We start from the raw sequence: 14,575 nt of genomic DNA, 5'->3' as shown, positions 1-14,575 counted from the left end.
TTTTGGGAAGTTTTATTTCAAAAATGAAGACTCTCTGAAAATAAATTGAGGAGGGATCGAGATGTTAGCGTTTTTGGAAGACAAGGAACGAATTAAGTTAACGATTATTGTTGAGTTACTTCAGCAGAATCTTAATATTATTGACCTAGTAAAAAGATATCGCGTGTCCGAAGTTACGATTGATAAATATGTGGCGGAATTGAAACGAGAATTTCCCTATTTGTCAATTGTAAAGAAGAAACGCACCTTATATTTTGAAGAGGATTGTTTAATTAATGCGGCTTATTTTGAAGCCTATTTTATTAGTCGTTCGCACAATCTCAATTTGTTAAAAGCAATCTTCATACATGGTGGACATAATATAGCATATTGGCAAGAGCGTTTGTCCATTAGTCAGTCTACTTTTCGCCGTCATATCAGTCATCTTAACGAAATATTAACTGAAAATTTTTCTTTTAAAATAGATTTGAACCCAGTCATGATTCGAGGAAATGAAGCGGATGTTCGTTTCTTCTTTTATAAATTATTTAGATCTGACAAGCGTCTATTATTTGAAGAGATTTCACCTGATAAGATTGACGAGATAAGGAAGAACATTTCTTCCTTATCTGCTCAATATTCTCAGCATGCATATCTAATTGATCAAGAAAGTCTCCTTGGTTTAGCTTTAATCAATTGGTGTCGGATTCAACAATCTTGTCCATTGATTTCTGCTGAGCATAATTGCGAGGCAGCTGTGAATACTAGCGAGGAAGAACTGTTATCGGACTGTTTCTTCCCCTTTTTTCAAGATACGTGTTTATTATCGTTCGATCAAGCACTAGAAACAGCCCGAACTAACCGTGATGTGGCTCAGTTGATTGGAAAGTGTCAACAATTAATCCGTGATAGTCAATCTCAGTGGGGTTTATCTTTTTTTGATGAGGAAGCCTTAGTATTAGTTTTGATTAATATCTTGACCGGGATAAAATTTCGTTTAATATCTGCATGTCCACAAACAATTAAAAATAAGACGGTTCTCTATCAGAAATTATATCCTCAATTATTTACCTATTTTGATATGGGCATTCAAGATTTAATGGAGGAATTTTGCAGTCACTCCTCTACTTGCCTTAAGGATTATTTAGTCAGCTATTTATTTGCCTGCATCCGACCTGATTCGTTAAGCCGGGCAAAAACACGTAAAAATGTTCTTCTAGTGCTAGTTAAGGGTAAAGAATTCGCAGAAGAAATTACTCAACTTTTGCAAAATGATTTTCCTCAAGGTGTCTGCATTCATCGAGCTAGCGAAGAAATTAAACACTATCGAAATTTTAATCACTTACGCTATGATTTGGTAGTTAGTCAGTGTCCATTAACTAATATTCCACCTAGTAAATTGGTTTATATTGATTTGTTCCCTGGACAAAAAGAATTAATCTATCAGATTTTAAGGATTGGATGAGATAGCTATGGATAGGATATTTAGCAAACAAGAGAATAGTTATATTGGAATGGTTCAGCAATTACAAGTTCATGCTGAAGGAATACCTATCAGTCACTTAGCCAAGACTCTTAATATTGATGAAAAGAGCGCTTTGTATTATGCTGAAAAGTTTAGTCAAGATTATCAGGGAATTGCGATAGAGTATGGACCGTGGGATGCCGTCTTATATCGCCAACCGGTTGCAACTCTTAACCAAATATATGCCAGCATTTTACAAAATAATCTCTGTTTCAATCTTCTAAAAGTTTTATTTGAAGATGAGGAAATTAGTTCGATTAATCAGTTAGCCGATCAATTATATATTAATAAAAGTTATTGCTCGGATTTAATCACCAGAATAAATCAAGTTTTTGTGGATTATCAAGTGGATATTAAGATAGAAACTCAGCCACTACAATTGAGTGGCGATGAGGGAATCATTCGCTTGTTTTTTGCTGTTTTGTACTATAAAGCTCAGTATCTGACTTCAGAGGAGATCCTTGGCAAAAATGCGAATTTGATTCAGGGGATTTTTCAATCCTTGTCAGCTTCCCGTTATTACTTTCCTATTGAAGAGCAATATTATTTTTTAGCTCAATTTCATGTGAATCGACATCGTTATGAAACGGGACATCCTTTAAAGTTGCCGTCTATGCTCTCGCAAAGTGAATTGGTTACTCAGTTTAAGCAACTATATTATCAACGATTTCGCGAATCCTTGACATGGGAAGAAATATATAATTATTTTTTCCCATTCCTGATGAACGAACGAATTGCCATAAATAATGCTGATTTAGCCTATTTAGAGATGGAAACGCCGCGCTTAGCTCAAGCTAATTACAATCTATACCAAAGCTTAGTTGACTTATTTAAGCGATATGGATTAGCTCAGCCTTCTAAGCAAACTATCTTGTTAATTCACAACTATTTGATATGGGATCTTAAAATTAAGTTCACAGTTCCTTTTTTTCTTAATATTTATTCAGAGATGACCACCCTAGCTTTAGAACAATTCCCTGAATTTTATCATGATCTGTATCGAGAAATTGAGTGTTATGTTAATAGTTTGAAGATAAAACACTGCGATATAGCCTATATTACCAGCCAGATTATTTTGTTATGGGATGGGTTAATGCTAGTCTTGCTTGATATGGGGAAAAAGCCTCTGACCCTAGCCGTTTTTCAAACAAGTTCAATCATTAAAGTGCAAGCAACTGCCCATGTTTTGCAAACAGAACTGCCGAAACATGTTCGAGTAGAAATTGTGAATAATGAGCAAGAGATAGCTTCTTTGAAAGCAGACTTGGTACTCACGGATAATCTACAAGTCACCCAGTTGACTGATTCGTTTTATTATCTTGAGGGCTTACCGACTCTGAATGATCTTTTAGCCCTTAAAAAATTGATCTACCATTTACAAGCTTAAAAACAAAATTGTTTATCATGTTTGTTAATTAAGCATCCAGTTAATCGGTGTTTTACAAAAACTTTACAGAAATATAGGTAGTAAATTTATATTCACTTGATAAGCTATAATTGTAAAGTAGTAGTTCAATGATTGGGGTGACACGATGTTAATTGAACACAAACAGATAGATTTGAGACGCTCTGTTGACAAAGATGTCTACTTTGTCATCGAACATTTTGTTGTTCCTCAAGACCTAGAAGAGTTGACTTTAACGATCGAAGAACCAGACTTTCCTATTTCAGTTCTATTGCTCTATGATAGTCAACATATTCTGCGGGCAGAAGGACGCAATATTGAGCATTCTTTACAGATTAGAATCGCAGAAGCTGAACATCAAACGAGTTTAGGCGCTCGTTGGGGTCTGATTCCGGCAGGTGAATGGATAATGGCGATGGAAGTGCCAATTGAAGTTCAACCTGAGACATGGACTTGTAATTATACCATTGAAGGGAACCGGCTATATGCACGTTAATGAAGACAAAAAAAGCCCCATAGGGGCTTTTTTAATCTTTACTTGAAAAAATGAACCTTTCTTGATAAGGTAGGGAGGGTTTTATGCTCCAAGGAGCGATTCTAAGAAATAGGAAGTTGTCTAATGTTTAATAAAATAAAAGAAAGTAAGTTAATTCAAAATTCTTGGTTACAAAATAGATTAATTCAACAGATTATTACTTTTGGTTTTGTGGGTGGTATTTCTACTTTAATTGATTTTTTCGTTTATTATATCCTGAATAAACGTTTCGGTTGGCATTATCTTTTGGCAAATCCGATTGCATTTGTGGTAGCGACCGTGTTTAATTACTGGGCCAGTATGAAATTTATCTTCGATTCAAAATATGCTAAGGAAGAAAAACATAAAGAATTTATCCTCTTTATTTCTCTAAGTGTTATGGGGATGCTTTTAACGCAGTTGCTTCTATATATTAGTATTGATGGAATGAAACTCGATTCAATGATTGCAAAAATTTTAGTGTCCTGTATTGTCATGGTCTTTAATTTTGTGACCCGTAAAATTTTCCTTGAGGGTCGTCATTAAAAGAAATAGTTTAATCAATTTGATATCGTTCTAGTTTACTTGTCTATTTGAGGCAGATGAGTAAACTAGAACTTTTTTTGTACAAAGCTCATCCATCATTCTAAGCCTATTGTTCTGATATTATCCTTCCAGTTCAAAAGGTAAAAAGCTTTTAAGGTCATTAATCATGTGGGCGATATCTTCTTCAGGTTCAATAGCCCCTTTGCGAATCCAGAGAACGATAATGGCGCTGATATGACTCAGAATGAGCTCATGGCTGTAATCGTCCGGCATATTATGAACGCGAATTGACTTAATATGATGCGTCTGGCATTTTTGATGAATTAATTGCCCCAGTATAGCTTTAAAGTGTTCGACAAAGGCTTGATTTCGACCGCGATTAGTTAAGGCGTTGAAGAATTCGAAATCCGATTTAACATATTGTAAGGCTTGTAAAATAAGCGGATAGGGAAATAGGTCAAGATTCTTTTCTTCTTGGTTTGTGGAAGACTCCGCCAGGAGTATGGCTGTTAAATCATCAATCACTTCTTGTTCAAGTTGATCGATTAAATCGAGTTTATCTAGATAGTGGAGATAGAAGGTACCTCGATTGATACCGGCTCGACGAGTAATATCGCTAACAGTAATGGCTGATAAGCCTTTCTCAGTAATAAGTTCGGTTAAGACTTCTTTAATTTTTTGTTTAGTGAGGGTTTGGCGTTTCTGTTGCATAAAAACTCCTTTCTTAAATCAACACTCTGTTCATTTTTGCATATTGTTAGTTTCTTAGTCTCATTTTATAATAGCCAAGACATCAAATCAACACGATGTTCAAATAAGTGTTGAGGAAACGAAAGGAAGCGAGCTCAATGGCTTATATCGAAATGAAACATAGTTATAAACGTTACAAAACAGGTGAAACGGAAATTGTTGCTAATCGCGACGTAAATTTTGAGATAGAAAAGGGAGAACTTGTTATAATCCTAGGATCTTCCGGAGCCGGAAAATCAACGGTTTTGAATATTTTGGGTGGGATGGATACCAATGATGAAGGACAAGTCATAATTGATGGCAAGGATATCGCCAACTATAACTCACGGCAGTTAACCAACTATCGACGTGATGATGTAGGGTTTGTCTTTCAGTTTTATAATCTAGTTCCTAATTTAACCGCTAAAGAAAATGTCGAATTGGCATCTGAAATCGTCAAAGATGCGATGGATCCGGTTGAAGTCTTAGAACATGTTGGTTTAGCCAAACGTCTGAATAATTTTCCAGCTCAATTGTCTGGTGGTGAACAACAACGGGTAGCCATTGCGCGGGCAATTGCCAAAAATCCCAAGATTTTGTTGTGTGATGAACCGACGGGTGCTTTAGACTATAACACCGGTAAGCAAGTATTACAGCTCTTACAAGATATGTCCCGTCAACACGGAGCCACGGTAATCATCGTCACTCATAATGGAGCGATTGCCCCGATTGCCGACCGCGTCATCCATATGCATGACGCCCAAGTGAAAGAAATGACACTCAATCCTCAACCTCAGCGGATCGCTGATATCGAATGGTAGGAGGATAATCAATGAGAAAGAAAACATTATGGAAAGATATCCGAACTTCAATTGCTAAGTCAAAGGGACGTTTTGTCTCAATTATTTGTTTAATCATGCTAGGAACCTTTGCTTTAATTGGTTTAAAGGTCACAGGACCGGATATGCGGCAAACCGGACAGCATTATTTCGCCAAGCAAAATGCCGCTGATTTGACGGTTATGAGCGACTATGGTCTGAGTCAAGCCGATGTCGAACAAATTAAGAAGAGTCCCGGCTTGCGGCAAGTTGAATTTGGTTATCTTAAAGATTTAATTATTAAGCATTCAGCGACCAGTTTCCGTTTATTCTCGACGCCGAACCAACTTTCTCGTTTTGAAGTTAAAGATGGACGCTTGCCAAAAAATTTGCATGAGATAGCCGTAGATGCCAACTATAAAGATCAATACCCGATTGGGTCGTCCATTGATTTTTCTGAGAAAGCCGATATCAAAGGCAATTATTTACTAAAAGAACACCGATTTAAGGTAGTGGGTCATGTTTATTCGCCTGAAATTCTTAATAATATTAACTTAGGACCATCTAAGGCAGGCTCAGGGGAATTAAAAGGGTATGCTTTAGTGACACCGCAAACGTTTGCTTCAGACGTGTATATGCTAGCGCGACTAGCTTATAAAGATACTCAAAAGCTAGATCCTTATACCAGTCAGTATTCAACCAAAATTCGTCAGCACAAGCAGAAATTACAAGCTTTGTTAGCTTCAAGACCACAAGAACGGTTAGCTGAAGTAAAACGTCAAGCTCAAGAAGATATTGACCAGGGTCAAATCAAAATTAAAGAAGCTAAACAAAAAATAGCCGACAATGAAGCTAAGTTAAAAGACGCTCAAAAGAAATTGGCCGACGGTAAAATTCAGCTAGCGGATAAAGAAAAAGAATATCAAACCAAAATTCAACAAGCCCAAGATCAATTGGCGCAAGGAGCAGCCAAATTGGCAGCGGGCCAAACGAGTCTTGATCAAGCGGCTGCCCAATTAGCTGAGGGTAAGCAACGGCTCGATCAAGGGAAACTAACCATACAACAAAAAGGACAGTTATTGGATCAGGCCAATCAACAATTGGCGCAAGCTAAGCAAAGTCTAGTTTCAGCTAAAGAGCAATTAGATGCGGGAGGTCAAACTCTTCTTCAAGCTCAAAATCAACTAACCGCTGGCTACCAACAATTAGCGAGTGGTAAACAAGCTCTAATGCAAGCTAAAGACCAGTTAACTCAAAAAGAAGTCGGCCTTAAAGCCGGTAAGGATAAGTTGGCGCAAGCTAAAACGGCTTATCAAGCCTTGCAAAGTCAATTAGCTCCGTTAAACCAAAAACAAACCATTTTGACTGAACAAATGGCTGGTCTAAAGAATGAAATTACTCAGTTGTCAGCTGATAATGAGGGGCAAAAAGCCAATTTAGCGGCGGCTATTGCAGGAGCTCAAGCCCAAGTTAACCAATTAACTAATCAATTAGCTGATCCCAAGCTGACTCCCGAGCAACAAGCTGCTTTACAAAATCAGTTGTCAGCGGCTCAGGCTCAAGTAAGTCAAAGCCAAGCGAATTATAATCAATTCGTAGCTGGTTCGTATATTCAGGCACAACAAAACATTGCAGCTAAGCAAGCTAAGTTAACAGACCTACAAGGTCAATTAGCTCAAGTGCAAGAACAGGCAAATCCACTCCAAGATAAAAGCAACGTATTAGGCGGCCAAGTGGACATGCTTCAATCTCAAATTGACCAAGGAGAAAGTGCTCTTGATGCCGCTCGCCAACAGCTTGCTATTAAAGAAGCGGCGATTACCAAAGGGCAAGCAAGTCTCGACCAAAAAGCTCAAATCTTAGCCGGTCAAAAGACCATGTATGAAAGCAAAGTAAAACAATACAACGATGGACAAGCAGCCTATCAAACCAAATTGAACCAGTATCAAGCTGGATTAGATTTGTATCATCAAGGATTAGCAACTTTAGATCAAAAAAGTCAAGCTTACCAAGAAGGTTTAGCTAAATATCAAGCGGGCCAAGCCTTATTGGCCGATAAAGCTAATCAATTAAGCCAAGCCCAATCGCAATTTGCAAGTAAAAAAGCGGATGGCCAAAGTAAGTTAGATCAGGCCCGTCATGATTTAGTAAAAGGACAGTCGGACTATGAAGATAAATTGGCCGAATTCAAAGATAAGAAGGCGGATGCTTTAGCTAAAATCAAAGAAAAAGAAGCTGATTTGCAAGATGCTAAGGACAAACTTGAAACACTTACTTTACCGGAATATTTGGTTGATTCACGCCGCGAAATTCCTGGCGCTGAAGGCTATAAGATTTATACCTCTATCTCTGAAATTGTCGATTCCTTAGGCAATATCTTCCCGGTATTCCTTTATTTAGTAGCCGCTTTAGTTACTTCCAATACCATGACTCGCTTTGTCGATGAAGAACGGACGATTTCAGGAACCCTCAAGGCCTTAGGTTACTCGAATAGGGATGTGATGAAGAAGTTCGTTGTCTATGGCATGGCGGCCTCCTTAATCGGAGCTTTAATTGGGATCGTAATGGGTCACACGCTCTTACCGTGGATTGTCTACAATGCTTATCATAATGAATACACTCTACCAGCTATGGAGTGGCATCTTCATTGGGGATTATCCTTATTGGGTATTTTCTTGGCCTTGTTAGCCGCTGTTGTTCCGGCTATCTTGGTCGTTTCACGTGAATTAACCGATCGGCCAGCCAACTTATTGTTACCTAAAGCCCCCGTACAAGGATCGATGATTCTTTTAGAACGCATTCCTTTTATCTGGTCCCGCTTAAGCTTTACCCATAAGGTGACCGCCCGAAATATTTTCCGTTATAAGAAGCGGATGCTGATGACCATCTTTGGAGTGGCTGGGTCAGTGGCTTTACTCTTTGCTGGTTTAGGCGTGCAACATTCGATCTCGGGAATTAATGACCGTCAATTCGGCGACTTGATTCGTTATGATTTAATTATTGCCGCAAATGAACGTTTAACCACTCATGAACAAGATGAATTAAATCAAAAGCTAAAAGACTCACGGATTGCCCAACAAACGCCTGTTCATTTTGAAGAAGTGAAGAAAGTGGCTGGGGCTAAACAAGACCAACAAGAAATTAAGGTGATTGTACCAAGTCGTGCTAAGGGCTTTGAACAATATATTCAAACACTCGATCGACGCACGCAAAAACAACTATCCCTAAACAAAAATGGCGTGCTAGTATCGGAACGCTTAGCCAACCTGCTAAGAGTTAAGATTGGGGATTCCATTCAAGTTAAAGATGCCGATGGTAAAGCCCGTTCACTAAAGATTAGTGGGATCACTGAAATGTATCTAGGACACTTTATTTTGATGAATCCAGAGACTTATCAAGAAAGCTTCCACCAGACAGCCATTAATAACGGGCACCTCTTAATCTTAAAGCAAAATAATGTTAAGGCGGTCCGTCAATTAGCAACTGACTTTATGGAATTAGAAGCGGTTAAAGGGGTTGTGCAAAACATTACCCTGTCTAATCAAATTCAGACAATCGTTCATTCCTTAAACAAAATTATGCGCGTCTTGATAATTGTGGCGATTTTCTTAGCAATCGTTATTCTCTATAATTTGACCAATATTAATGTGTCTGAACGAATCCGTGAATTATCCACGATCAAAGTCTTAGGTTTCCATAATAAGGAAGTCACCTTGTACATTTATCGTGAAACTTTCGTCTTATCTTTATTAGGTGTTCTAGTCGGTTATGGCTTAGGTAATGGACTACACCGCTATATTATTGACAAGGTTGCACCAGACCACGTTATGTTTGACCCCATCGTGGGTATGAATGCCTACTTGATTCCAGCTGTCGTGACTATTCTAATAACCGTTATTCTTGGTTTCTTAGTTAATCGACGCTTACGTCATGTTAATATGCTCGAAGCCTTAAAGTCAGTTGAATAAAAGCAAAAACCACTCGTTCGAGTGGTTTTTTTATTGACAAGTTAGAGGGGATAGCTATAATGAAGGTGTGAATGAATATAAAATTTTATTCATTCATAGTCTTTTGCCGAAATGGAGGGTGTTTATTGATAAGTAAAGAAGAACTAATGCACGTAGCAAGACAAGTATTTTTTGACAAAGGATTTAAAGCAACCAATGTAGCAGAAATTGCCAAAGTGAGTGGTATGGCAGTAGGATCTTTCTATAAATACTATCCATCTAAAGAAGCCATCTTTCTCGAAATTTATATTAATGAAAATAGTCAATTGCGCCAACAAATTATCGATAATGTGGATTGGAATGCTCCGCTCGTGACATTAGCGCAACAGGTGTTAAAATTAAATAAGGAATTAATCAATCAAAATAAAATCATCCAAGAATGGAACCAACCCCAAGTAGGTCCATTGCTCCACCAATATTATCAATCGGAAGAAGGTAGACAAGACAATCATTACTATCACTATTTGCGCCAGGTTATTGTTGAGAATATTGGTCAACGGGGATATTCAGTGGAAGAAATTGATGAATTGTTGCATGTTTTTGAGCTTTTATCATGGGTGGATCTTAGAATGGAAGCTAGCGAGCTTTCAAAATATCAATCGACATTCTATCAACTGGCTATTAAGTATTTGATTGGTTTCGAAGCAGAACATCAGAAAGAATCTTAGGATTCTTTTCTTTTAAAAATAAATATGAATGAATATATAAAATTATTCATTCAGGAAAAGAGGAAATATGAAAATGTGGATGTATCTTATCGGTCTAATGATTGTCGCAACCGTTTTACTTATGTGTTTTTTGCCAAAGCCTAAGAATGTTAATGATGTGAGTAAGCTAGACCGCCATTTTACTAGTCAAGAGCAAATGTTGATTGAAGAAGTACAGCTAACACCTAAAGAGCTAGCTGAAAAGGATGGTCGTGAAGGACGGCCAGCTTATGTAGCGATTGATGGCGTGGTTTACGACGTTAGCTTGGTCTTTAAATTAGGTATGCACCATGGAGTCAAAGCCGGTCAAGATGTTACGGATAAGTTTGTTAAGTCTAATCATGGACGTGAGATTCTCCAAAAAATGAAAGTCGTGGCTAGTTTGAAATCAGAAAAATAGCTTAAGATAGCTAGTCTTTGACACCCAAAAGAGACAAGGTATATTTGTTATCGGTTAAAAAAGGGGCTATGATAAAGGAGTGTTATTTTTCTAATACTTATAGAGTAGGGGGAGCGAGCAATGATAGACGTCACGATAAAGAAATGGTTGAATGAGGATGGTACAGTCAAACAATTTCCAAGTAAGTTGAGTCAAAAATAAGATGTTTTAGAATATCTTCTCCAGTTTATTGAATGTAACCGAGAATACAGTGAGAAAGAGATCAATCAAATATTGCGAGCCTATTATCCTGATTTTGCCGAATTACGACGTTACATGGTTGATTTTAAGATGCTTAATCGCCAACTAGATGGTTCTTCTTATTGGCGTAATCCCGATTATTCTAATATGAACTAAATAATAAAGCACATGATTCGGATATCGACCTGAATCATGTGCCTTTTTTATTCTGCTTCGATTGTTTCGTCTTTCAAAGTGTTCTTTTTATCTAGAGCATTTAAAGCCCAAGCTTGGTTAATTACCATAAATTGACCTTGATGTTGGTCGACAATGGCTTTATTAAATTTACTATTAGCAAATTCTAAGAGTGAATCATGGAAGTCCACTAGTAATTGATCGTCTTCCGTGATATATAAAATTTTGGGTGTCTTGTCTTTTATATAGAAGAAACGGTTGTGAACCAACTTGCCTGGGAATTCTTGGGCAAAAAGACCGTCGGTCAATACTTTGACGATTTCAATCTCTTGGTCCGATAAGCCCCAATCGAAAAGAGTGACTTTTTCGATTAAGTCTGTCGAATGAAGGACCAAACGGAGCTGATAGTCATGGATATCTACGCCCTCTTGGCTGGCCATTTGGTCAAGGAGGGCTTCAATCTCTTCTTGTCTGGATTGATAATTTGGAATAAGGAAAATCATCAATTTTTTGTCAGGGTCATGATAAAGAAAGGTGGTCTCTAATTGCCGTTTGGCTCCGCAGACAGGGCATTCAAAATCAAATAATTTCCCAGCTAACAGGTCTTTTTTTAAGTTAGGATTTTCCCTCGTATTTAAGCGAGTGGTAATGGACCATTCTACTTCTTGATTACAGACAGGACAGGTTAGATTAACAGTTTGCTTCATAAGGACCTCCTAGATTGGCTAAACGCCTTAATGACCATAAGCCTACACCCTCATATGATAACAAATTTTAGTAATAAAATCGATAGAAACCGCTATCAGATACCGTCAAATATGTTATACTGAATTTTATAAAGGATAGAAGAGAGGTGAATCTATGCGAAAATTAGTCGTTTATACGAAAGAATTCGGTTCAACCGAGAAGTACGCCGAATTTATTGGGGGTAAATTGAACTGTCCAGTAAAGGATAGTCATCATGTGACCCTAGAAGATATTGAAAACAGTGATGCTATTATCTTAGGTTCATGTCTCTTGAGTGGGCATTTATTTGATACCGATTCCTACCAAGGTTGGATTGAACAGTTTCCTGATAAAGTTTGGGCACTTTATACGGTTGGTTTGTCTAATCCGCAATTAACGGATTTTAATTACATTTTAACCCAACACTTCGATGATGATACTTTAACGCGGTTAAAATGTTTCCACTTCCGTGGCATTATTAGTTATAAACGGTTAAATCTGATGGACCGTTTAATCAGTAAGTTGCATCAATTTAAAACGTCGTCGATTGACATGGTGCCACTTGATGACGAAGAATATCGCTTGTTGGAACGCTATGGGACGAGTTTTGATGAACAAGATGCAGAAGAGGTAAAAGATTTAATTGAATGGATTCAGGCTTCACCTGAAAACCTAGTTAAAGAGTAATCAAGGAGGAAATACATGGTAAACGTGAAAGAAACAGTCGGTCGTTTGGCAGCCGATTATGTGGAAGATGGCATGGTGGTTGGTTTAGGTACTGGTTCAACAGCTTATTGGTTTGTCGATGAAATTGGCAAACGCGTTCAATCTGGTCAGTTAGCGAACATTATTTGTGTACCTACTTCACGGCAAACTGCTCAACAAGCAGAACAATTGGGTATCCCATTAGTCACCTTAGATGAAGTGGCAGCCATTGATGTACTTGTTGATGGAGCAGATGAAACAACGACTGACTTTATGGGCATTAAAGGCGGCGGCGGTGCTCTATTACATGAGAAGATTGTCGCAGATAACGCTCGTAAAATTATCTGGATTGTCGGCGAGGATAAAGTGGTTGATACGTTGGGTAAATTCCCTCTACCAGTTGAAATTATCCAATTTGGTTCATGGAATCTCTTCCGTAAGTTTGAAGCCGCTGGATTGCGACCAAGTTTCCGTAAAAAAGGGCCAGATTCTTTGTTTATCACTGATTCAGGAAACTATATTATCGATTTACATTTGGAGGAAATTCCAGCTCCTCAACAAATTGCTCATGATTTGATTCACACTGTGGGTGTAGTGGAACATGGGCTTTTCCTAGGCTATGCCGATGTGGTTTTAGCAGGAAAAGAAGATGGCACAGTCGTTCGTTATGAACGGGAACAATAAGAAATAGAAAGTAGGTAGTTAGCGATGAGAATGACCGATTTAATTGCTAAGAAACAAGACGGACAAGCGCTGACTGAAGCCGAAATTCAATACTTGATTGAAGGTTATACAGAAGGGACCATTCCGGATTACCAGATGAGTGCCTTTGCTATGGCGGTTTATTTTAAGGGGATGACTCAAGAAGAAGCTGCCTATTTAACGATGGCTATGGTTAAGAGTGGCGATCAATTAGATTTATCAGCAATTGAAGGGGTAAAAGTTGATAAACATTCGACCGGTGGTGTGGGTGATACGACTACTTTGATCCTAGCACCTTTAGTTGCATCCTGTGGTGTTCCAGTCGCTAAGATGTCCGGTCGTGGTTTGGGGCATACGGGAGGAACCATTGATAAACTGGAATCGATTGAAGGTTTTTCCGTTGAATTAAGTCCAGAAGAATTTATTAATGATGTTAATAAGAATAAGATTGCTGTTGTTGGTCAGTCAGGAAATTTGACGCCAGCCGATAAAAAACTCTATGCCTTGCGGGATGTAACCGGGACAGTTGGGTCAATTCCTTTGATTGCTTCTTCTATTATGAGTAAGAAAATCGCAGCAGGAGCGGATGCCATTGTTCTGGACGTTAAAGTGGGACAAGGCGCCTTTATGAAAACCGTCGAACAAGCCCGTGAATTAGCACAGTTAATGGTTGGCATTGGTCATCAGGTTGGCCGTAAAACGTTAGCGGTCCTCTCTGACATGAGCCAGCCTTTGGGTTATGCAGTAGGCAATGCTTTAGAAGTTAAGGAAGCGATTGATACCATAAAAGGGCAAGGACCGGAAGATTTGACTCAATTGTGCCTAGTATTAGGTAGCCAAATGTTATTAGCAGCCGGACGAGTGACAGACTTAGAACAAGGTCAAGCTCTTTTGCAAGAGAAAATTCAAACTGGGCAAGCCTTTGAGTGTTTTAAAGAATTTATAGCCCATCAAGGGGGCGATGTGAAGGTGATTGAACAGCCAGAATTACTCCCTCAAGCACCTTACCAAATCGAAATGAAAGCTCAACGGTCTGGTTATATCAGCAATTGGGTTGCCGACCGCGTGGGACAAGCAGCTATGATGCTAGGGGCAGGTCGGGCTACCAAAGAGGATATCATTGATCCAGCGGTCGGCTTAGTCTTGCAAGCTAAAGTTGGGGATTATATTGAGCAAGGTCAAACGCTAGCTATTCTTCATGCTAGTCAGCCTCAAGTCGATGAAATTCTCGCATATTTACAGGACTCGGTGACCATTGCTGATCAAGCTAGTAAACCAAACTTAATCATTGATTTAATCTCTTAGTTTCCGTTAAATAATTTACGTCAATTTAAATAGCTGTAATAAAAACTTATCATCGCATCAAAGGCACGATGATAAGTTTTTTGTTTTTCTCTC

The 14,575-nt window shown here is 38.4% G+C and carries 13 protein-coding genes and 1 pseudogene; 12 read left to right on the top strand and 2 right to left on the bottom strand.

What is annotated here, in order from left to right; all coding sequences use genetic code 11:
- Nucleotides 1–61: 61 nt before the first annotated feature.
- The 4 genes from EIH20_RS05960 (at nucleotide 62) to EIH20_RS05945 (ending at nucleotide 3,969) form a co-directional block, all read left to right on the top strand.
- Nucleotides 62–1,444: a helix-turn-helix domain-containing protein gene (locus tag EIH20_RS05960; RefSeq protein WP_124058739.1), complete on the top strand. Its 1,383-nt coding sequence runs from the start codon at nucleotides 62–64 to the stop codon at nucleotides 1,442–1,444.
- A gap of 7 nt (nucleotides 1,445–1,451) precedes the next feature.
- The gene (locus EIH20_RS05955) at nucleotides 1,452–2,891 is read left to right on the top strand and encodes a helix-turn-helix domain-containing protein (protein ID WP_124058737.1); all 1,440 of its coding nucleotides are present in this window, start codon (nucleotides 1,452–1,454) and stop codon (nucleotides 2,889–2,891) included.
- A 145-nt stretch (nucleotides 2,892–3,036) separates the two neighbouring features.
- On the top strand, nucleotides 3,037–3,405 hold the full coding sequence (locus EIH20_RS05950) for a hypothetical protein (protein ID WP_124058735.1): 369 nt from the start codon (nucleotides 3,037–3,039) through the stop codon (nucleotides 3,403–3,405).
- Nucleotides 3,406–3,528: 123 nt separating this feature from the next.
- Complete coding sequence (locus EIH20_RS05945; protein ID WP_124058733.1) at nucleotides 3,529–3,969, top strand: GtrA family protein; 441 nt, start codon at nucleotides 3,529–3,531, stop codon at nucleotides 3,967–3,969.
- A gap of 120 nt (nucleotides 3,970–4,089) precedes the next feature.
- Here the strand turns inward: EIH20_RS05945 and EIH20_RS05940 are convergent, their stop codons facing one another.
- Nucleotides 4,090–4,680 carry a TetR/AcrR family transcriptional regulator gene (locus tag EIH20_RS05940; RefSeq protein WP_124058731.1) on the bottom strand — a complete coding sequence of 197 codons (591 nt, stop codon included), beginning with the start codon at nucleotides 4,678–4,680 and terminating at the stop codon, nucleotides 4,090–4,092.
- 137 nt (nucleotides 4,681–4,817) lie between these two features.
- On the opposite strand from EIH20_RS05940, the gene EIH20_RS05935 reads away from it, so the two are divergent.
- From EIH20_RS05935 to EIH20_RS05915, 5 genes and pseudogenes are all read left to right on the top strand, one after another.
- A complete protein-coding gene (locus tag EIH20_RS05935) occupies nucleotides 4,818–5,519 on the top strand; it encodes an ABC transporter ATP-binding protein (protein ID WP_124058729.1) in 702 nt (233 codons plus the stop codon).
- Between the two features lie 11 nt (nucleotides 5,520–5,530).
- A complete protein-coding gene (locus EIH20_RS05930) occupies nucleotides 5,531–9,484 on the top strand; it encodes an FtsX-like permease family protein (RefSeq protein WP_124058727.1) in 3,954 nt (1,317 codons plus the stop codon).
- A gap of 125 nt (nucleotides 9,485–9,609) precedes the next feature.
- Entirely contained in the window at nucleotides 9,610–10,191 is a 582-nt protein-coding gene (locus EIH20_RS05925) for a TetR/AcrR family transcriptional regulator (RefSeq protein ID WP_164470886.1), read from the top strand.
- A gap of 202 nt (nucleotides 10,192–10,393) precedes the next feature.
- Entirely contained in the window at nucleotides 10,394–10,630 is a 237-nt protein-coding gene (locus EIH20_RS05920) for a cytochrome b5 domain-containing protein (protein WP_420894254.1), read from the top strand.
- A 216-nt stretch (nucleotides 10,631–10,846) separates the two neighbouring features.
- A pseudogene (locus EIH20_RS05915) lies at nucleotides 10,847–11,026 on the top strand (DUF2087 domain-containing protein); the annotation flags it as partial.
- 47 nt (nucleotides 11,027–11,073) lie between these two features.
- On the opposite strand, the gene EIH20_RS05910 reads toward EIH20_RS05915, so the two are convergent.
- Nucleotides 11,074–11,751: a CpXC domain-containing protein gene (locus tag EIH20_RS05910; protein ID WP_124058720.1), complete on the bottom strand. Its 678-nt coding sequence runs from the start codon at nucleotides 11,749–11,751 to the stop codon at nucleotides 11,074–11,076.
- Nucleotides 11,752–11,905: 154 nt separating this feature from the next.
- On the opposite strand from EIH20_RS05910, the gene EIH20_RS05905 reads away from it, so the two are divergent.
- From EIH20_RS05905 to EIH20_RS05895, 3 genes are read left to right on the top strand one after another with little or no spacing between them, the layout of a single operon-like run.
- Nucleotides 11,906–12,457: a flavodoxin domain-containing protein gene (locus EIH20_RS05905; RefSeq protein WP_124058718.1), complete on the top strand. Its 552-nt coding sequence runs from the start codon at nucleotides 11,906–11,908 to the stop codon at nucleotides 12,455–12,457.
- 15 nt (nucleotides 12,458–12,472) lie between these two features.
- Nucleotides 12,473–13,159 (top strand): ribose-5-phosphate isomerase RpiA, encoded by a 687-nt coding sequence (gene rpiA, locus EIH20_RS05900; protein WP_124058716.1) that lies wholly within the window; start codon nucleotides 12,473–12,475, stop codon nucleotides 13,157–13,159.
- 24 nt (nucleotides 13,160–13,183) lie between these two features.
- The gene (locus EIH20_RS05895; RefSeq protein ID WP_124058714.1) at nucleotides 13,184–14,482 is read left to right on the top strand and encodes a pyrimidine-nucleoside phosphorylase; all 1,299 of its coding nucleotides are present in this window, start codon (nucleotides 13,184–13,186) and stop codon (nucleotides 14,480–14,482) included.
- Nucleotides 14,483–14,575 lie beyond the last annotated feature (93 nt).

It is taken from the genome of Vaginisenegalia massiliensis (genome assembly GCF_900604935.1).
GTDB lineage: Bacteria > Bacillota > Bacilli > Lactobacillales > Aerococcaceae > Vaginisenegalia > Vaginisenegalia massiliensis.
Note: the sequence above shows the minus strand (reverse complement) of the source record. Positions and strands in the feature narration are given on the sequence as shown.